This is a genomic window from Mucilaginibacter sp. (genome assembly GCF_965225845.1).
Taxonomy (GTDB): Bacteria; Bacteroidota; Bacteroidia; order Sphingobacteriales; family Sphingobacteriaceae; genus Mucilaginibacter.
The window spans coordinates 411641-430928 of sequence record NZ_CBDDBL010000002.1 but is presented as its reverse complement, the minus strand read 5'-3'; the positions used below and the strand labels follow the sequence as shown (position 1 = coordinate 430928).

The 19288-nt window shown below is 42.8% G+C and carries 23 protein-coding genes; 4 read left to right on the top strand and 19 right to left on the bottom strand.

The window, feature by feature from the left end:
* Nucleotides 1–21: 21 nt before the first annotated feature.
* The 10 genes from ACYZ0U_RS05770 to ACYZ0U_RS05725 all read right to left on the bottom strand — a co-directional run bounded on the left by ACYZ0U_RS05770 (nt 22) and on the right by ACYZ0U_RS05725 (nt 7947).
* Complete coding sequence (locus tag ACYZ0U_RS05770) at nt 22–351, bottom strand: YnfA family protein (protein WP_461450766.1); 330 nt, start codon at nt 349–351, stop codon at nt 22–24.
* A gap of 29 nt (nt 352–380) precedes the next feature.
* A complete protein-coding gene (locus ACYZ0U_RS05765) occupies nt 381–1364 on the bottom strand; it encodes a glycosyltransferase family protein (RefSeq protein ID WP_461450764.1) in 984 nt (327 codons plus the stop codon).
* A gap of 248 nt (nt 1365–1612) precedes the next feature.
* Nucleotides 1613–2467, bottom strand: a complete 855-nt coding sequence (locus ACYZ0U_RS05760) for a UDP-2,3-diacylglucosamine diphosphatase (protein WP_461450762.1) — start codon at nt 2465–2467, stop codon at nt 1613–1615.
* Nucleotides 2468–2539: 72 nt separating this feature from the next.
* Complete coding sequence (locus ACYZ0U_RS05755) at nt 2540–2665, bottom strand: hypothetical protein (RefSeq protein WP_461450760.1); 126 nt, start codon at nt 2663–2665, stop codon at nt 2540–2542.
* A 53-nt stretch (nt 2666–2718) separates the two neighbouring features.
* Nucleotides 2719–3249: a DinB family protein gene (locus tag ACYZ0U_RS05750; protein WP_461450758.1), complete on the bottom strand. Its 531-nt coding sequence runs from the start codon at nt 3247–3249 to the stop codon at nt 2719–2721.
* 501 nt (nt 3250–3750) lie between these two features.
* The gene (locus ACYZ0U_RS05745; protein ID WP_461450756.1) at nt 3751–4467 is read right to left on the bottom strand and encodes a 2-phosphosulfolactate phosphatase; all 717 of its coding nucleotides are present in this window, start codon (nt 4465–4467) and stop codon (nt 3751–3753) included.
* Nucleotides 4468–4543: 76 nt separating this feature from the next.
* On the bottom strand, nt 4544–5623 hold the full coding sequence (gene gcvT / locus ACYZ0U_RS05740; protein ID WP_461450754.1) for a glycine cleavage system aminomethyltransferase GcvT: 1080 nt from the start codon (nt 5621–5623) through the stop codon (nt 4544–4546).
* Nucleotides 5624–5656: 33 nt separating this feature from the next.
* Nucleotides 5657–6865 carry a glycosyltransferase family 4 protein gene (locus tag ACYZ0U_RS05735; protein WP_461450752.1) on the bottom strand — a complete coding sequence of 403 codons (1209 nt, stop codon included), beginning with the start codon at nt 6863–6865 and terminating at the stop codon, nt 5657–5659.
* A 43-nt stretch (nt 6866–6908) separates the two neighbouring features.
* Nucleotides 6909–7517, bottom strand: coding sequence for a ribonuclease HII (locus ACYZ0U_RS05730; protein WP_461450750.1), 609 nt, complete (start codon nt 7515–7517; stop codon nt 6909–6911).
* 64 nt (nt 7518–7581) lie between these two features.
* Nucleotides 7582–7947 carry a winged helix-turn-helix transcriptional regulator gene (locus ACYZ0U_RS05725; protein ID WP_461450748.1) on the bottom strand — a complete coding sequence of 122 codons (366 nt, stop codon included), beginning with the start codon at nt 7945–7947 and terminating at the stop codon, nt 7582–7584.
* A gap of 92 nt (nt 7948–8039) precedes the next feature.
* On the opposite strand from ACYZ0U_RS05725, the gene ACYZ0U_RS05720 reads away from it, so the two are divergent.
* On the top strand, nt 8040–9008 hold the full coding sequence (locus ACYZ0U_RS05720) for an aldo/keto reductase (protein WP_461450746.1): 969 nt from the start codon (nt 8040–8042) through the stop codon (nt 9006–9008).
* A 151-nt stretch (nt 9009–9159) separates the two neighbouring features.
* On the opposite strand, the gene ACYZ0U_RS05715 is transcribed toward ACYZ0U_RS05720, so the two are convergent.
* From ACYZ0U_RS05715 to ACYZ0U_RS05695, 5 genes are all read right to left on the bottom strand, one after another.
* The gene (locus ACYZ0U_RS05715) at nt 9160–10395 is read right to left on the bottom strand and encodes a PP2C family protein-serine/threonine phosphatase (protein WP_461450744.1); all 1236 of its coding nucleotides are present in this window, start codon (nt 10393–10395) and stop codon (nt 9160–9162) included.
* A 247-nt stretch (nt 10396–10642) separates the two neighbouring features.
* Nucleotides 10643–11743: an ABC transporter permease gene (locus ACYZ0U_RS05710; protein WP_461450742.1), complete on the bottom strand. Its 1101-nt coding sequence runs from the start codon at nt 11741–11743 to the stop codon at nt 10643–10645.
* Between the two features lie 480 nt (nt 11744–12223).
* Complete coding sequence (locus ACYZ0U_RS05705) at nt 12224–13354, bottom strand: glycosyltransferase family 2 protein (protein WP_461450740.1); 1131 nt, start codon at nt 13352–13354, stop codon at nt 12224–12226.
* Complete coding sequence (locus ACYZ0U_RS05700) at nt 13338–14315, bottom strand: hypothetical protein (protein WP_461450738.1); 978 nt, start codon at nt 14313–14315, stop codon at nt 13338–13340. The genes ACYZ0U_RS05705 and ACYZ0U_RS05700 overlap by 17 nt, the downstream gene beginning before the upstream one ends.
* A gap of 98 nt (nt 14316–14413) precedes the next feature.
* Nucleotides 14414–15262, bottom strand: coding sequence for a dienelactone hydrolase family protein (locus ACYZ0U_RS05695; protein ID WP_461450736.1), 849 nt, complete (start codon nt 15260–15262; stop codon nt 14414–14416).
* Between the two features lie 149 nt (nt 15263–15411).
* On the opposite strand from ACYZ0U_RS05695, the gene modA reads away from it, so the two are divergent.
* From modA to ACYZ0U_RS05680, 3 genes are read left to right on the top strand one after another with little or no spacing between them, the layout of a single operon-like run.
* Nucleotides 15412–16182: a molybdate ABC transporter substrate-binding protein gene (gene modA / locus ACYZ0U_RS05690; protein ID WP_461450734.1), complete on the top strand. Its 771-nt coding sequence runs from the start codon at nt 15412–15414 to the stop codon at nt 16180–16182.
* Nucleotides 16183–16854 carry a molybdate ABC transporter permease subunit gene (modB, locus tag ACYZ0U_RS05685; RefSeq protein ID WP_461450732.1) on the top strand — a complete coding sequence of 224 codons (672 nt, stop codon included), beginning with the start codon at nt 16183–16185 and terminating at the stop codon, nt 16852–16854.
* The gene (locus ACYZ0U_RS05680; protein ID WP_461450730.1) at nt 16851–17474 is read left to right on the top strand and encodes an ATP-binding cassette domain-containing protein; all 624 of its coding nucleotides are present in this window, start codon (nt 16851–16853) and stop codon (nt 17472–17474) included. The genes modB and ACYZ0U_RS05680 overlap by 4 nt, the downstream gene beginning before the upstream one ends.
* 25 nt (nt 17475–17499) lie before the next feature.
* Here the strand turns inward: ACYZ0U_RS05680 and ACYZ0U_RS05675 are convergent, their stop codons facing one another.
* From ACYZ0U_RS05675 to ACYZ0U_RS05660, 4 genes are all read right to left on the bottom strand, one after another.
* Nucleotides 17500–18009: a hypothetical protein gene (locus tag ACYZ0U_RS05675; protein WP_461450728.1), complete on the bottom strand. Its 510-nt coding sequence runs from the start codon at nt 18007–18009 to the stop codon at nt 17500–17502.
* 91 nt (nt 18010–18100) lie between these two features.
* Nucleotides 18101–18313, bottom strand: coding sequence for a hypothetical protein (locus ACYZ0U_RS05670; protein WP_461450726.1), 213 nt, complete (start codon nt 18311–18313; stop codon nt 18101–18103).
* A gap of 65 nt (nt 18314–18378) precedes the next feature.
* A complete protein-coding gene (locus ACYZ0U_RS05665) occupies nt 18379–18654 on the bottom strand; it encodes a hypothetical protein (protein ID WP_461450724.1) in 276 nt (91 codons plus the stop codon).
* Nucleotides 18655–18664: 10 nt separating this feature from the next.
* Nucleotides 18665–19234: a sigma-70 family RNA polymerase sigma factor gene (locus ACYZ0U_RS05660; RefSeq protein ID WP_461450722.1), complete on the bottom strand. Its 570-nt coding sequence runs from the start codon at nt 19232–19234 to the stop codon at nt 18665–18667.
* Between the last annotated feature and the right edge of the window lie 54 nt (nt 19235–19288).

Sequence of the window (19288 nt, the reverse complement as noted above, 5' to 3'; positions counted from 1 at the left end):
TGGCAGTGGTAAAATATGCCACTATCGCCGGGGCATGTACATGATCACACAAACGCCAATTAAAGCTATCGCCGCGCCTATCATATCCCAGCGGTCGGGTTTAAAACCGTCAACTTTCCAGGCCCATATCAATGCCATCACAATAAATATACCGCCATAGGTGGCATACACCCTGCCAAAGCCTGCAGTTTGCCAGGTGGCAATAATACCATAGCCAACAAGTATTGCACCGCCAAATATCCCGTACCAAAGTGGTTTATCAGATTTCAGCCACAGCCAGATCAAATATCCGCCGCCAATTTCGCAAATGCCCGCTAAAATGAATACGCCTAAAGATCTTATAATATTCATTATACCTTAAATAACAATTTTTATGTAGATTATCTTGCATACTTCTTCACCATGTCGTCTACAATTTGGGCTGTTTCATTTGGGAAGTTCACCTGTATTTTTTTATCGTCATTCAACCAACTGGTTAAATGACCGTTAAAATGCCCATCGATCTCGTTAACGACCGGTACACCCAGTTTTGACGCAGATAACGCGTTGCAGCGTTGTTCGTACTGGCCGGTCATCGGGATCATCAAAACCTTTTTTTGCAGGAACAGGGCTTCGGCTGGGCCTTCAAAACCGCCGCCCGTAAGTAAACCCTTACAACTTGCCATACTTTTATTAAATTTCTCGTTACTTACAGGATAGATCTGCACGTTGCCAATTCGCATTACCTCTTTTTGTCTTTTGGAGAAGATATGCCATTCCACATCGGTTTTACTTAAATAGCTCAACAGCATTTTATCATCATAAGCAGGCAGGTAAACAGTGTAATGCCCTTTATCGGATATTTCCATATTGCGAATCTCGCTGCGGATAACCGGCGTATGTATAAAATCGGCATAGCGCTCAAAATGAAAACCTACATGGTAAGTTGTGGGCGAATAATATTTAAACAGCCACTCGGCGTAATTCCATTTCTGCGGCCGTGGGGTATTAGGCGAAATAAATGAACACTGGTGACTCAACGATACCGATGGGATCTTTTGCAGCTTGCAAGCCCAGGCACTCACCGGTTCAAAATCGTTGATGATCAGGTCGTAATCTTTAAGCGGCAGGCTGTGCATATCGCGCCATAACTGAGGCAGGTTCATGATTTTAAAGGTTGCCCAGTTGTCAACCCCGCCCTTGGTGCCAAAAACAAAGCTAAAACCATGAAATTTGTATTTAAGCGGTTGCGCCAAAGTCACTTCGGCCTGGGTACCGCTCACCAGCAGGTCAAGCTCGCCGTACTGCTGCAAAAGCGGCACAATTTCGCGTGCGCGGCTAATGTGGCCGTTGCCTGTACCTTGTATGGCGTAAAGTATTTTCATGCTGATAAATGCGTGCTCAAGTTAGCAACAAAAAATGGCATGAGTAAATTCAACGTTTGTAAATTGAATTATCACTGAATTTTAGGCTAAAGCCCAAATTAGCTGTTGCTTATATGCTGGCTGAAGTCAACGGCAATGATAAGTTGGAATTATTGCAATCTGCATTGGCTGACGGAGATAATAACAATACTTCTCACTGACTTTAGCCAAATGATATAGATTTACACCTACTTATAGTTGTGAAATATTTATGCCGGCTCCTGCCTAAACCTTTCCAATAAACTTTTCACATCCAATTTAGCATCCAGATCCTCGGCATCGGTTTTATCCTCTTCGTCAGAATCTTTGATGAAATCCTCCGGTTTATAATGGAAAATGGTCCACTGCTTATCGTTGTATTCTAACGCCGATAAACTCTCTACCCAGTCGCCCGAATTTAAATAGATTACGCTGCCGGTTTTTTCGGTTGATTCTATTTTCCTGATCTCGGCCTGGTGAATGTGCCCGCAAATTACGTATTGGTAATTTTTATCTACTGCCAGATCAGCCGCGGTTTGCTCAAACTGGTTAATAAACTTTACCGCATCCTTAAACCTGGCTTTTACTTTTTTGGAGAAGCTCATTTTCTCGCGGCCCATGGCGTTTAAACACCAGTTGGTAACGCTGTTTAGCCATATCAGGGTATCATAGCCAACCGCACCCATCTTTGCCAGCCATTTGGAGTGCTGCATGGTAACATCAAATATATCCCCGTGGAAGATCCAGGCTTTTTTTCCATCGATGTTTAACACAACCTTGTTCATCAGTTGGAACGAGCCCATATTGAAATCGGCAAACTTGCGCAGCATTTCATCATGGTTACCGGTTAAATAATACACCGGTATGCCCTCAGTAACAAACTTTAAAATGCGGCGAATTACTTTCATGTGTGCCTCGGGCCAGTATGATTTACTGAACTGCCAGATATCGATGATATCGCCGTTCAGTATCAGCATTTTTGGTTTGATGCTTTTTAAATACTTTAATAATTCCTTTGCGTGGCACCCATAGGTACCCAAATGCACATCTGATATCACTACGATATCTACCTCGCGTTTTGCCATGAAAGTTTGGGGGTTAAAATTCCTGCCGGTAATGAATACTGGTTATTGATTTTTGGTGAGTTAGGCCAACCGTTATTCGTTGTCCTCTTCACTAACTCTTAGTTCGTAAGGGCTGAAGTAGAACACTGCTATTACAACCAGCATCACTACAACAAGCATGTAAGAATATTCGAAATCCATCACTAAAGCGTTTGTCAAAGGTAAGACAGATAAATTACTTTAATGTTAAGACTGCATTAATTCTCAGTGGTTTAGCTGCTTGTAAAATCTTTTTTTATACGGCTAAGTTGCTTAATATGATGGGCCAAATGTATGCGGATAAATTTAAACCATTGAGCCGCGGTAAACATTCCCAACCGCGGATGCTTAACCCGGCGAATGGCTACTTTTTCGCTGGTAAGCGGCACCATTTCATCTATGCGTTTTCGGCATTTGATGATGAGGTTACGGGCTTCTTCTTTGCTGATCTTTAAAGCCGGCATTTTTTCGCTTACAGAAGACGGCTGTTTTATTTTTCCCGGCGGGAACCTGGCGAACAACAAAACCAGTTTGCCGATCCAGTTAGCCTTGCCGTTGTTAGGTTTGTCTGATTGATGCGTGCAGCGCTCCAGTGCTATGGTTGATGCCATGGTGGCCTGCAAAATGTGCGAGTAAACTTCGGCATAGCTCCAGCCACCATGCGGTGGCGTTTGGTCGAACTGATCATTGGGAATGGACTCGATCCAGGCCCGGTAAGTATCAAATATGCTGTCAAGGCGTTTATGCTCTTTGGTTATGCTCACAAGGGTAAATGTAATGTTTTCAAAAGGTATTTATGGTATCATGAATATTTTGTCCCGTTCATTACCGAAGGCGGACACTTCTTTCGTCTTGAAAAATGTTTTATATTGCCTATCCATAAATAAACCAAAACGAACATCAAAGTTACAAATGGCAAAGTTGCTATTTTTTTTGTTATCGGTTTTTGCCTGATATTTTTTAGCGGATTACTTGTAAAAGTACCTTTGCTATTTGTTACATCGGTTCTTATTGGAATTATACTATTGTCTATTTGTATGGAGTATTTCGTTTACCATTTACTGTTTTTTATTTTAGATAAAATGAACGGGAGATAGAGGCTGAGATTTGTACTTTTTGGTTTCCGCAGGGTCTCTCGCAGAGGACCCTGCGTTCATTGACTGTTTGGCGTATGCAGGGTCCTTTGCAAGAGACCCTGCGTAGACATTATAGTCTTAAAACTGGTGTGGTGAAAATTTCGACCAAAAGCTGCAATAAAAAATCTGCTATATCAGCTTGATCAACTTCTCCCCCTCCAAAATCGGAATAGCCGTAGTCAGATCAACTTGCAAACAAAACTCAATATCAGCCTCAATTCCTAATGCTTTGAGCCTTTCGCTGTGGGATGTTTTTTTGAGATAGGCGGAAATGTCGTTTTTACCGATCTGGAAAAGGTCATTTGCGGCAATAGCGGGATCATCCAAAATAAAACCAGTAGTTTTTAGCTGTTCAACTACTGCCCCGGCAAACAGAGTATCTTCTAAATTAAAGTTGTTTTTCCAACCGGCACAAACCAGTAGCACGTTGTTATCCTGCGTTTTCAGCCAGTTACAAACTGAGGTAAGATTTAAAAACGAACCGATAATGATCTTTTTTGCCTGGATGGAGCGTTGTAATGCATGCGTACCATTGGTTGTGGTCAGCACGATGGTTTTACCAGCGACTTTTTCTTTTGTATACGAAAATGGCGAGTTTCCAAAGTCGAAGCCGGACACAACCTCGCCGTTACGTTCTGCAGCTAGCAGGTAATGTGCGAATTTATCCTGGTACGCGAGGCATTCTTCCACTTCGGATACCGGGATGATGGCTTCGGCACCGTTTTCGATTCCATAGCAGATGGAGGATGTGGCCCTGAAAATATCGATGATCACAACCACATAATCCTCTACATTAAAAAGCGGGATTAGCGCGGGGGTAAGGCAAACATTTAGTTCATTGGTCATTAGTCATTAGTTCATTTATCATTAGGCATTAATCATTCGCCATTATTATTAATGACCAGTGACTAATGCCCATTGACTATTTATAAAACGGCGGTTTAACAACTTTTGCCTTTACTTTATTGTCGCGTATGCTGATGAATATTTCGGATCCTTCTTTGGCGAACTCATTGTTCACATAACCCATACCTATAGCTTTTTGCAGCGATGGTGATTGTGTGCCCGATGTTACTTTGCCAATGGTATTGCCTTCGGCATCAACAATTGGATAATCGTGGCGTGGGATTCCGCGGTCTATCATTTCAAAACCAATCAATTTTTTGGTTATGCCCTGTTGCTTTTGCGCTTGTAAGGCATCAGCATTAACAAAATCTTTAGTGAATTTGGTTACCCAGCCCAAACCTGCTTCCAATGGCGATGTGCTATCGTCAATATCATTACCATACAGGCAGAAACCCATTTCTAAACGTAAGGTATCGCGTGCGCCTAAGCCAATTGGCTTAATGCCGAATGGTTCGCCCGCTTTGAAGATAGCATCCCAGATATGGTCTGCATGCTCATTATCAAAATAAACCTCGAAACCACCTGCACCGGTATACCCCGTTGCCGATACGATCACGTTATCAATACCTGCAAAAGTTCCTTTTTTAAAGGTATAGTATTCCATTGATGGCAGGTCGATATTGGTCAAACTTTGTAAAGCTTCAGCAGCTTTAGGGCCCTGGATGGCTAAAAGCGAGGTTCTGTCGGATATGTTTTTCATATCCACGCCCCAGGTATTGTATTTGCTGATCCAGTCCCAATCCTTGTCGATGTTGGATGCATTAACTACCAGCATATAGGTTTTATCGTCGATACGGTAAACCAATAAATCGTCTACAATACCACCATTCTCGTTTGGCAGGCAGGAGTATTGTACCTTGCCGTCATAAAGCTTGGTAGCATCGTTACTGCTTACTTTTTGTATCAGGTCGATGGCATGCTCGCCTTTCAGGATGAACTCGCCCATATGGCTCACATCAAAAACACCAACGGCTTTGCGTACGGTTTCGTGTTCTGCGTTAATTCCGGCGTATTGTACAGGCATATTGTAGCCCGCAAAGGGTACAATTTTAGCGCCTAATTTTATGTGGGTTTCAGTTAATGCGGTATTTTTCATAAGCGGGTCAGTCTGCCGCAAAAGTAATAATTTTTAGCTTACATTAACGGACAGTAGTTGCTCATATACATTAAAAAGCTGGCGGGTAACTACGTTTATATCGTGCTGCTGTTCTATCAGTTCACGGGCGTTTAAGCCTATGTTACGGCAAAACTCCTCATCGGTAATGCAATGTTTTATGGCATCGTAAAATTCGTCGGCATTATTAGCTATCAGTATGTTTTTACCATCAGTAAAATTGATGCCCTCGGCACCAAGCGATGTTGAAATAATGCATTTCTCCATCGCCATACCTTCCACTATCTTCACCCTTACGCCGCCGCTTGATAGCAGCGGGACGATCATAATCGACTTACTGTTCACAAACTCCAGCGCATCATCAACCTCGCCGGGGATAAAGATCTTACCCATTACTTCGTAATCATCAAAGCGTTCCGGGATATCGTTACCGGCTACGTAAAATTTAACAGGCAGGTCGCCATCGGTAAGTTCTTTATGGAAATTATCCAGGAACCATTCGATGCCCTCCCGGTTCGGCAGCCAGTCGAGCGATCCTAAAAAGAAGAGGCTCGGCACCTCGGTTTTGGTGTAGTCGGGTTTGTATTGCTCCAGGTTGACACCAACCGGCAGCACATCAATAGGTGTTGTGGTGCCGTAGGACTGCATAGTCGCCTTGTCCTGCTCGGTGAACACGATGATGGAATCTACCTTATTCAATTGCTCCACCTCGAAATTTTTGATGCGGCGGGCATGCATTTTTAGGTACGATTTTTTAAACGGGTCGTTTTTTTGTCCGGCCAAACGTTGCCAAACCTGGTTTTCAATGTTGTGTGCGCGATAAACAATTTTCGAGCTGCAATTTTTGCGCACTGCGTTCAGATATAACGATACGATCAAGCCATCAAACTGAATAATATCATAATTATTCTGACGCACCTCGCGCACGAGCAGGCGCTCAAACTCACTGTCATAATATTTATCAATATTAAAGGATGTTTTACTGAACAGGTTTACTGCCACATCAAATACCGATACGCTGGTGTCAATGTCATAGGGGCGATAATTTATTTTGCTCAGGATGTCATCCTCGGGCAGGTCTTGATATTTCTTTTTAGAATTTAGCGCCACTAACGATACCTGATGGCCCAGGTTAACAAGGCCCTTAACGGCATTATATACCACGATGGGATATCCTCCATTTTGCGGAAACGGGACACGGTGTGCTAAAATGAGTATCTTCAAAAGGGAGCGGTTTTCACCAAAAATACAATCTGTAAATACGATATCAAAGCGCCTCCGGAAAAATACTTAATTGGGGTTTGGTTACCGTAAATGTACGGCGGTGGTAAGGTGTAAAACCCAATTCCAGTACTGTGTTACGGTGTTTTATGGTAGGATAACCTTTATTGGTGTGCCAGTTATACTCCGGGTGCTCTTCGGCAATTTGCTTCATGTAATCGTCCCGGTAAGTTTTGGCTAAAATAGAAGCCGCAGCTATACTGAAATACTTGGCATCGCCTTCAATAATACAATGGTGCGGGGTTTCCTGGTATTTATTAAAGCGGTTACCATCGATTATTAAAAATTGGGGCTTTAAGTGCAGCTTGTCTATAGCGCGATGCATGGCTAAAAAGGAGGCATTCAAAATATTGATCTGGTCGATCTCTTCATTATCAACCGAGGCCACGGCAAAGGCAATAGCTTTTTTCTCGATCTCCCTGCGGAGCTTATAACGAACGTCCTCGGTTATTTGCTTGGAATCGTTTAGTATTTTATGCTTGAAATTTGGCGGAAGGATCACCGCGGCGGCAAACACCGGCCCGGCCAAACACCCGCGACCAGCCTCGTCGCATCCGGCTTCAAGCAAATCAAATTGGTAACGGGCTAATAACATTTATTCAAATATCTGAATTTTTTGTGGCGGATTTTAGGGTGTGGAAAAGATGTGGGGAAAAAACTCATCCTACTATGCTGCGTTTTGGTTGAAACAAAGGCTCCAATATACTCCTGTGCGTTTCGCCCCATCGCGCCGTAACTTCAATAACGGGTATCAATGTTTGGCCAAGTGGAGTGAGTTCATATTCCGCCTTTAGGGGCAGTTGATCAAATACTGTTTTTGTGATTATACCCTGGTCAGTAAGCTGTTTCAGTTGGGTATCTAATAACCGCCGCGATGCTTTAGGCATTTGCCGATGCAATTCACCCGGCCTTTTGATGCCGCTATAAATGCACCAAATCAGGTTGATCTTCCATTTCCCGTTCATCACTTCCATGAAAAGATGAAGGCCACATTCCAATTTAACGGACAATTTTCTTTCGTACATTATACAAATATAGGTCATCGGAGTGTCTTATCCGATACGGTTGAATTTAGCCTTACTTGACTTTATAATACTATGAGGCGAGATTTGAACGTATGAAAAATAAATTGTTCGGAACGCATACCGGTTTGCCCGCAAGCGAACTGATATTAGGGGCAGCAAGTTTGGGCGGGCGCCGGGGTTACGGGGCGTCGGCTGAGGAAATCCCAAAGATACTGGCAGCATACACTGATGCAGGTGGTAATTTTATTGATATTGCGGACCAATACCAACTTGGTGAAGCAGAGGAAATTGTGGGTGCATTTATTGCACCACAGCGAAATAATTTTATTATTTGCACCAAATACACCCGCAGCAGCGAAGCGAGCCCGATGCCTGCCAATTCGGGTAACCATCGCAAAGCGATGCAACAAGCGGTTGAAGAAAGTTTAAAACGGCTGAAAACAGATTACATAGATATTTACATGCCCCATTTTGATGACGGCATAACCCCACCTGACGAAATTGCACGGGGATTGGAAGACCTGGTTAAAGCAGGAAAAATATTATATGCGGGTTTGGCAAACTTTCCGGCATGGAAGGTGGCGGTAATAGCCAGTAGCACCCCTCTATCTGCGTTACAAATTGAATATAGCCTGGCGCAGCGAACAGCTGACCGTGAGTTAATTGCTATGGCAGGGCACTTCGGTTTGGGTACCATGTTGTACTCGCCATTAGCCGGGGGCCTACTGACAGGCAAATATCGCAAAGGTTCATCAGGCCGGTTAACAACGTCGGCGCCGGAAGGTTACCGGGAAGATGCAGCCACTAAAGCCATTATAGATGAATTAGAGATTATTGCTAACGAGGTGGAAGCGACTCCTGGAAAGGTGGCATTGGCCTGGGCGCTCACCAAAAAGGCATTTCCTATAATAGGCGTGCGTACACTTGCTCATCTTGAGGATAGTTTAGCTTCCCTTGATATTCAATTGGCTTTAGACCAAATAATACGCTTAGATAAAGTTAGCGAGGTAACACTGGGTTATCCTCATGACATACTGAAAAAAGTTCAACCAATTTATTGATCATTAGGGCTATTTGTGCCGGCGCGGGGTGCTGAAATAAATTCAGCCTGACATTTTGTTGGCATTGGCTACAAGTTTACTTCGCAGCACAGGACTTCTATTAGGCCATGATCGCAATAACATGGCGATCATGTGGTAATGATTAGTTCCCCTAAAATATCCTTAATGTCATCAGCGTAATATCATCTATTGCTTTGCCTTTAGTTAGGTGCGCAACATGATCAAGCAGCGTTTGGTTAAAATTATCCGGTGAGCTTTCGCCATTTTGAACTATAAACTTCATGAGTTTATCCTCATTCCAGCTTTTGGTGCCCTGCGACTCATAGTCCATCAAACCATCGGTATAATTAAATATCAGGCTGCCGGGGTCAACATCTATCTCACCTTCGTTAATAAATGGCAATTCTTCAAAAGCCCCTATCATGGTAGTACCTAATTTTAGCAGCACCGCTTCGCCATTTGAGTATAAAACAGCGGGATTGTGCCCGGCGTTAATATAATTGAGCAACCGGGTTTTTTGGTTGTATTTTGCCAGGAACAGCGTGATAAAACGTTCGCCTTTGGTATTGTTTAAAACAATCTTGTTCAGGCGTTCCATAATATTGGTCAGGTCACTTTCCACCGTGGCCCAGGCATGCAAGCTGGCCTGGAAGTTAGCCATCAGCAACGCTGCCGAAATTCCCTTACCCGATACATCGGCAATACACCAGATAAACTCATCATCGTTCAAACGGATAAAATCGAAATAATCACCGCCAATATTTTGGTGAGGCAGGTAACGCGCATCTATTTCAACACCCTCGTCCTTGTGTATGCGAATGGGTACCAGCATATTCTGCACCTCTACGGCAAGCTCCATTTCGCGCTCAAAACGTTCTGTTTGTAAACGTTCCCTGAATAAGCGTTTATTCTCCAGCGCAACCAGCACCACGTTTATCAATGTTTGAATAAAGTTAAGATCATTATTCAACATATCCGGCGAGCTGATAAAATCGCCTATGAACGCATAGGCCAGCGCCTTGCTCTTATGATAAATGGGAATAAAGTAATCGTAAGTGTTTAATATCGGGTCGGCATGATTGGCAACCGCTGTGGCTACTTTAAACTTGCTCAGATCGGTACAGATGCGGTGCAGTACGCTAACCGGCTCAATGGTACCGCCATATTTTGATATACAAATGAAATTCTCATCGTCCTCAATCAAAAACCTGAACTTACCTACCTGCAAATAGCTTTGCAAAATAACTTCGAGCATTTGAACTAAAACCGGTGTGGCAATGTTTTTATTGATGGCGCGGGTAACTTCGAGCAGGGAATTTAACTCCGACTGCCGTTTAAGCAGTAGCCTGATCAGTTCATCCTCGCCTGTCTTATCAATATTTTGCATACCTGCCCGTGTAGATAAGGTTCAACTTTTTACTTGCTCTCACCGTTAATAATATATACGACAAATATAGCGTTAATGGGTGGGCTTCTATGGATAAAAGCCTTGGATCGCTTTTTTGTTTTAACACAGAATAAGAACAGGGGTTAAAAATCATATAACTTGTAAGGACAGCCTAAAATAAAGAATAAATTTCAAATTCGAACATTTTGAGATTTAATATCGAAAGCATCGCGCAAGCCTGTGGTTATCAAGTTAAAAGAATATACAAAAGCATAATTGCCAGGCCCGGCATTATGGCCAGATAGGCTGCATCCATCACAATATAGCCATAATTTTCGCGGATCATGCTGCCCCAGGTTGGTGTCGGCGGCTGAGCGCCGAAACCCAAAAAGCTTAAGCCCGCCTCCAATAAAATGGCTGTAGCAAAGTTTGACGCCGCTAAAACCAATATCGGCCCGATAATATTAGGCAGAATGTGTTTGATGATAATGCGCGTATTACCGAAACCCATGGAACGTGCCGCCTCGATATATTCCACCTGCTTTAGTGCCATAACCTGCCCGCGGACCAGCCGCGCTACCTCAACCCACATGGATAAACCGACTGCTACAAAAATTTCCCATAAACCCTTACCCAAAGCAAATGATATAGCAATAACCAACAGCAATGCGGGCAATGCCCAAAGGATGTTCATCAACCAGCTTAAAGCAGCATCCGGCCAGCCGCCAAAATAACCCGCGATAGCGCCGATAACCACACCCAACAACATACTTATGATGACCGACATTAACCCCACGGATAAAGACACCCGGGTACCCAGCATCAGCCTGCTCAGCATATCGCGCCCGTAAATATCCGTGCCGAACCAAAAAGTTTTATGGATGATCTGCTGGCTGATGATCTGCTGCTTTAAAGCTTCCAGGTTTTGTTTTTGGGCAGATGACTGCTTTTGCCCGGTTGCAACTTCAATAATACTGTAAGCTTTTCGTTCCGGCTTGTCCTCATCGCCAACATATTTATCGGCATAAATAGAATCCTTATAAAAGTAATAGTGAGTAATGGGAATTTCGCGGTAAAAATCAGCCTGCCCGTGCAGCATTTTGGTAAAGATGCCTACCGTATCAACCGGTTCCTGCTTGCGTATAGCCAGGAACATAAATTTTGATCCCGGCTTTTTAAGGCTGAGCTGGATAGCCATGCTATTGGCATCGGGCGTACTATCCGGCATAATGAGGTATCCCAATATTGCTACCAGCGTAATCAAAACAATAAATACCAAACCCGCCATAGCAGCCTTGTTGCGCTTAAATATTTTCCAGGTACGTTGGGACGGGGTGAGATCGGGCATTACATCACTAATGTCATAAATTTTGTTGGGATTGGAGAATGAAATTTTTGGGTTAGTGCGGTAATAATATTGATTAGGTGCTAAATTCTCGTCTTATTATTTCGACCATCGGGAGAAATCTTCTGCATTTAGCAAAGTCATCCATGTTTTGCGAGAATATTTCTCCCCCCGGTCGAAATGACAAGAGCTAGAGGCTTTAGCTTGTTTATCATCACCGCGCCTCTATTACGATTATGTTGTGTTTTACCATGTTTAAAAAAGCACAAAATTGTGTTTTTTTAGCCAAAAACAGGCTAATAACAATCAAAAAATAGCTTTTTTCAAGCATTTACAGGGCGGAAATGGCAATTTTTCTTCCAAAAATCGACCAAAAAATAAGGTAAAAACCGCTTTTTCACGATCATTTAAGGCGTTTTTGGGGCGAAAAGTGTTCCAAATGTATCAATTGTTTCACCTGCTGTGTGATACAGTACGGTAGATTTACCTAACCGTCCTGCCTTTCCAAACATACTTTTTGGTATTGCCGATCAAACCTACATAAACAAAGTAAACGATGTGTATGGGCGATAGCAGGAATAGTAGCCACATCAAATTTTTACGCCTGAAGAACACGGTTACTGGCAGCAGGAATATCGCCTCAAAGACAAACTTCAACCCATATTGAGTGAGGAACAGGTAGAAGAACCTGACATCAAAAAAGCTTAACAGCGCATTCACCAGTATCAGCACATTGAACAGCCAGATGCCTATTGCCAATGCTACGATCTTCTTATCCTTATACTTGGTAGACTTAGAGGCCCAGCGTCGTCGCTGGTTCAGGAACTCCTTCAGGTTTTCCTTGGCGTGAGTATAAACTATGGCTTCGCGCAGCTTGAGGAATGCAATGCGGTCGGCATATTTTTCGGCTACCTTTTGCAATAGGAGTTCATCATCGCCGGAGGCTAACTCATCTATACCCTTAAAGCCACCAACTTCGTAAAACACATCCTTACGGTAAGCAAAATTAGCCCCGTTACAGGTAGATGCCTTGTTATTCCCAATGAAAGACGCGCCCATTGCTACCAGGTAGCCAAACTCCAGGGTCTGCAGGTTCTCAAACAAGCTCTTCTCCTCGAAGTAGGTAACCGGGGATGAGATCATAACCGGGTTACGGGTTTCGTAGTAATTCACGATAGATGATAACCATTGTGGCCCCATACGGCAATCGGCATCGGTAGCAACCATCAGTTCGCCGCTGGATAATCCTATTGCCTGTGCAATGGCTTTTTTCTTATAGGAGTTTAGCGGTTTATCCTCGTTCATCTGCAAAAGCCTTACGCCTTGTGGTGCGTAACTGCTGATGATTTCCGCAGTGCGGTCGGTAGAGTGGTCGTCAACAATGATGATCTCGGTTAAATGTTTGGGGTAATCCTGCGCTAAAATATCGTTGATGGTAAGGGCAATCTTTTCCTCTTCGTTTCGTGCGGCAATGAGTATGGTTACCTTGGTTTTAAAGTCGATAACATCAAGCCTGGGCCGTTTTAAGTTCGACCAGCCTTTTATGAGATAGAGAAGCACCAACAGGTATAAACCTGTGAGCGATAATGCAATTATGCTATACGTTACGATCAAAGAATTTCAGTTTAAAAACAAATACGGAGCCTAAAATAGCGGGAATTATTAAATTAATAAGCCAAATTGATGAAACTGCCGCTACCACAGCTAAGGATTTGGTTGTAATATGCGCGAAAAGGACGCCCGCCGTAGCGCTTCGCACGCCAACATCCAACAGATCCAGCGATGGTAAAGCCGACTGCACAAAGAACAGGATGAGCACCATCAGCATCATTTGCACTACCGGCATTTCGGGTATCAGCAGGTGTATAACGAGATAATATTGGAACGAGAATACCGCGAAGCGTGCCATGCAAAATCCTATTATTTCAAAAAGTTCGGGCTTGGTATAGCGGCCCATAATATCAAAAAAGCGGTGGTATTTTTTTACATAAGGGATATAATCCAGCAGCTTTACTATCCATTGGATATGGAAAAACAGCACCAGGAAAAACACCATAAATAGTATAGCCGAAACAAAGATCCAGATGTAGATATAAATATTCAGGTGCATGTAAGTGTACAGATACCACATGAGCGCGGAGGCGCCTAACACATTAGTGATCACGCTTTGCCCGAATGCGCCGACGGCCATGGCAAATACACCGTGGATACGCTTGCGACCAGGTAGAAACAGCACCCTACCTGCATATTCACCTAAACGATTTGGGGTGAAGATGGCCCAAGTCAAACCGCAAAAAACAGCTTCAATGGATTGCCAAACCGAGATCTTTTGAACGTGTTTCACCAGGTATTTCCATTTGATAGATTCCAGGATCCAGTTTAGCAGCATCAGCAGCACAATAAACGACATTACCAGTACAACCCGGGTATGGCTGATGTTATTTACCAGGTCATGAAAGCGTTTTAAGCTATCGCCTTTCTCAATAAACTGGTGATAGATATAAACCAAAGCCAAAACCAGTATCCCGATCTTGATCAGTAAGGAAAATATTTTTTTGGCAGCTTTGGTTAACAAGAGGTTGAGTTTTTTGCAATGTTACAAAAAGTTAATGGTTCATAGTTCATAGCTAAATTACTTCTGCCATGAGCTATGAACCACCAACTATTAGCCAACTATTTTAATCGGGCTTTGTAGAAAGCAATCGTGTTTTTATAAGCATCAGCTGCGGCAGCAGGGTTACTACTAGGGCTGCTTGGGTTGGCAAAGCCATGGCCTGCATCGTACTGGTGCAGGTATAATTTTTTGCCCGCGGCCTTCATATCATCTGCAAATTTGGCTACTACCTTTGGGTTGATCCAGGCATCCTGGTTACCGAAATTGCCCAATACATCAGTGTGTAATGTTTTTAATTTGTTTACATCCTGCTCCGGCATGCCGTAAAACATCACACAGGCTACTGCCTGGTTACCGGCTAACAAGCTGGTTTGCAAGCTCCAGCCACCGCCAAAACACCAGCCTAAAGTTGCTATATGCGCTTTAGGGCCAATATAAGCGATAGCACCTTTAATGATCGCGATAGCCCTGTCGTCCTTAACTGCCTGCATTAATTTGGCAGCTTCGGTACGGTCGGCAGTAACTTTACCATCGTACAGGTCAAGGTCAATGATGTTAACATTACCCAGGTCGTTATAAATCTTTTCTGATTCCTGCTTAACAAAATCATTCAAACCAAAAAATTCATGCACAACCAAAAGGTAGTTGTTTGTTGGTATTTTAGCTTTAAACTCGTAAGCGTCAGCCGTTTTTCCGTCAGGTGTGCTATAAGTTATGACTTTGCCGATACTACTCTGAAAATGAATAGCTTTTTTAGGCTGCGGGTGCGACATTACAAACCGTTTATCATTTGCCAGCATAGCAAATTGCTTAGTTGCCGATGGTTTGCTGCAGCACGACATGCTGCTTTGGCCTAAAGCTACAAAACCATAGCAGGCCATTAAGGTAATTAGGATTAATTTTTTCATGGATTTTTGGGTGATTAGTTTATTTACAATATTAGAACAATTTTGTTTTTACGCTTGTTTATTAACGTCATTATATAGCCATTTAACAACGTTTATTGTTGTTAATTAGGCATTATGTTATATTAGCATATCTATAAGATCCTATGAATATGAGCTTTTCATCAGCGTTAAAAATACAACTACGCCTGGCATTTTTTATTGGGTGCCTGTTTACATCGAGTTTAACATTCGCACAAAGCATTAAGGTAGCGGCGGCGGCTAATTTACAATCGGTTATTAAAGTTTTAGGTGAAGATTTCACTAAAAAAACCGGGCTTATAGTTCAGCCGATCGTGGGTTCATCGGGCAACCTATCAACCCAGGTAAGCAATGGCGCTCCTTTTGATGTTTTTCTATCTGCCGATATGGATTTTGCAGAAAAATTATACAAAGCGGGTTTCGCCCAAAAGAAACCTGTAGTATATGCCAAAGGAAGCCTGATCATTTGCAGTACCAAAGATATTGAGTTCGATAATTGGGAACGCATGCTGCTTACCCCGGCCATTACCAGGGTTGCGATTGCAAACCCGGCCATCGCGCCATACGGCAAGGCTGCAACTGAAGCTTTAAATGTAAAAGGTATTTTAAGCGAAATTCACAGTAAACTTGTAACCGGTGAAAGTATATCGCAGGTAAACACTTATATCACTACCGGCTCAGTTGATGTGGGTTTTACTACCCAGGCTTTGGTGAAAGACGTTGAAGGCAAGCAAAAGATCTACTGGAAAGCCATCGACCCAAAACTGTACTCGCCGATTGAGCAGGGTATGGTGATACTTAAACATGGCATAGGCAACACCGCTGCCGAAAAATTTTACCAGTATATTTTAAGCGCCGATGCCAAACGCATATTTAAAGAATATGGCTACATTGTGCAGTAAATGGATCTGACACCCATCTGGCTTACTTTACGACTGGCAAGTATTACCACGCTTATATTGCTTGCTATTTGCCTGCCTTTAGCGTGGTGGTTATCCAAAGGAAAATCCATCTTTAAAATAATTTTAGAGGCGATTGTGACCATGCCGCTGGTTTTGCCGCCATCAGTGCTGGGGTTTTATTTACTGCTGGCTTTTAGTCCGCAGCATGGCGTTGGTAAATGGCTGCATAATACCTTCGACTTACAATTTGTTTTCTCTTTCCAGGGATTGGTGCTGGCATCGGTTATTTACAGTATGCCATTTATGTTGGGGCCGATAAAATCAGCTCTACAGCAATTGCCGGCATCTTTGGCGCAAGCATCTTACACATTAGGTAAAAGCGAGCGACAAACTTTTTTTCGGGTGCTGTTGCCTAATATTAAGCCATCGTTATTTACAGCGATGGTGCTAACCTTTGCGCATACTTTGGGCGAATTTGGTGTGGTGCTGATGATCGGTGGCAATATTCCAAACGTTACCCGGGTGGCATCAATAGCGGTTTATGACTCGGTGGAGAATATGGATTATTCTACTGCTAATACCTATTCATTAATCCTGTTCAGCATTACTTTTGTGCTGGTGATAGGCGTATTTATTTTCAACCGTACACAAGCTAAAAGCCCGCTGGAATGATCACTATCAACGTTGAAAAAAAGCTGAAGACCTACAGCGGGCAGCAATGGTTGACCATCGACCATGATTTTGCCGTGGGTAGCATCACCAAAGTTTACGGACCATCGGGCGCCGGTAAAACCACCTTTTTAAAGATCATCGCCGGCCTGATATCCCCCGAAAAAGGAACTATTAAGGTTGATGATACTGTTTGGTTTGATGCATCGGCCAAAATAAACGTGTCACCACAAAAAAGAATGGCAGGATTTGTTTTTCAGAATTATGCGTTATTTCCAAACATGACTGTGCGTGAGCATTTAGAATACGCGACTAAGGATTCTGCCTGGATCGATCGCTTGCTTAAGATAGGCAAATTAGAAACGCTAACAACGCATAAACCCGAACACCTCTCCGGCGGACAGCAGCAACGGTTGGCAATCCTCCGCGCCCTGGCGATCAAACCAAAGCTATTATTAATGGATGAACCATTCTCGGCTTTGGATCATGAAATGAAGATTGACTTGATCGCTAACTTAAAGATTTTGTTCAAGGATTTGGGCTTGACAGTGTTTATCGTAACTCACAATCCACAGGAATTGGATGGGTTGTGTGATGGAGAGTTGAGGATAGGTACCATATAAATATATGATAACATAGGTCTATAACTTACTCCGCAATACTTACAGCAATCTTATCCAAATTATGCAAATACCTTCTCCCGGTTTTATGATCCAACATAGATACCATTTGGATGCTGCTTGTCAGTTGATCAGCCTTTATGCCGTTTTTCTCCATTACAATGTATACATTATCACCTATCTCGGTATTGAAAAGTTCATTCCAGGAATAAACTACTTTGTAGCCGTCAGCACCAACACAAGTAAAGTACATGCTGCTGAATAGCTTTGGTGTGAGCAGCCATTGTGAGTGGCTTAAAATATCTTTCAATAAAACACCCTTCAACTGTTCATCCTGGTGTTTAAAGGCGCCGGTATGGTCAGTTACTTTAATATTACCGATAGTTTTAAGCGGGTAAGCCTTAAGGGAATCCATCGTGATGATTGATCCTATTTTAACCTTTCCGGTAATAGCAAATTGGTGTGTTTGGGTTTCTGTTTGCTGGGCGAATGTTGCAGTTGCACTGCATAGCAGTAAAATCAGGAGTAATTTTTTCATGGCTGATGTTTTTTGTAATCAAAGGGATATGACCACAAATATAAAAGAAAGAGAGAGAAAACTCTCCCTTCCTTTACCTAAACAACAACCATTACATTTTTGACATTTTTGAAGTGTCCTTGCTCATTTTACTCATTTTTTTGGCCTTCATTTTTGATGGCTTGCTCATTTTACTCATTTTACTCATTTTGCCGGTATCGCTTACTGCAACTGTATGAACTGTAGCTGCATTAGCTGTAATAGTTAAACAAAGCGCGCATATTGCGGCAACTGATAGCATTGATTTTTTTACATTGATTTTCATGTGTGTTTTCTTTTTGAGATTTACACATTTAGTCGGGGGTTAGTAAAAGTCCTTACAAATTATTTTTAGTTTTTATTTAATTCTGTTTCAATACGTTCCTGTAGCTCTTTTTTAAAGCTATCATCTAACTTAACCTCTCCCGGTTGAGAACTTTTAAAAAGCTGCTGCACCATTTCGCCTATTACCCTGGTTTGTTTTCCGTACAAGCGGCATACCGAGCAGCCCATTAAATGGATCCGCAGCTCTATATGCTCGCGAAAAGTAATACGGGTTAACAGCTTCTTTTCTATTAAAAAAGTAGCCTGCTTACAGTTGTATTGTATTTTTTTTAACTGGCTCATAGCTTAAATTTTATTCCCAATTGCGTTGCAGGCATGCCCGCAGGTTAAGCTTGGTACGATGAATTATAACCCAAAAATTAGATGGCGATACCTTTAATTCCGAACAAATGAGCGTGGTATCGGCATCATCCATATGCTTCATGGTGAAAACCGCCATCCATAATGCAGGTAGCTTTTGCAAACACATTTGCAGTATATTATTAAACTCCTTATTGCCCAGATGATCTACATCTTCTATGCCAAATACCTGTGGCGCATGGGCCGACCGCCAATGTCCGTCGTCATGCTCAAAAAAATCTTCCTGCTCATGTTCGGCGGCTTGCACATCTTTTCGCAGGCCTGATGAGTTTTTCCGGTAAACATCGATGATCTTATTTTTGAGGATGGCGGTTAGCCATGTTCGTTCAGAACTTTTCCCTTCAAACTTATCAACCTTCTCCAGGGCGGCTAAAAAGGTTTCCTGCACCAGGTCCTTGGCCTGCTCTTCATCGGCGATGCGTTTTATCGTATAGGCATACAAGTAATCGGCATGCGATTTTACCCAGGTATGCGGATCTAATTGATTGCTTACGGCATTCATTTAATCGTATTCATAATGTTGTGATGCTGCTTAGTCGGCAAATGGCATTAAACC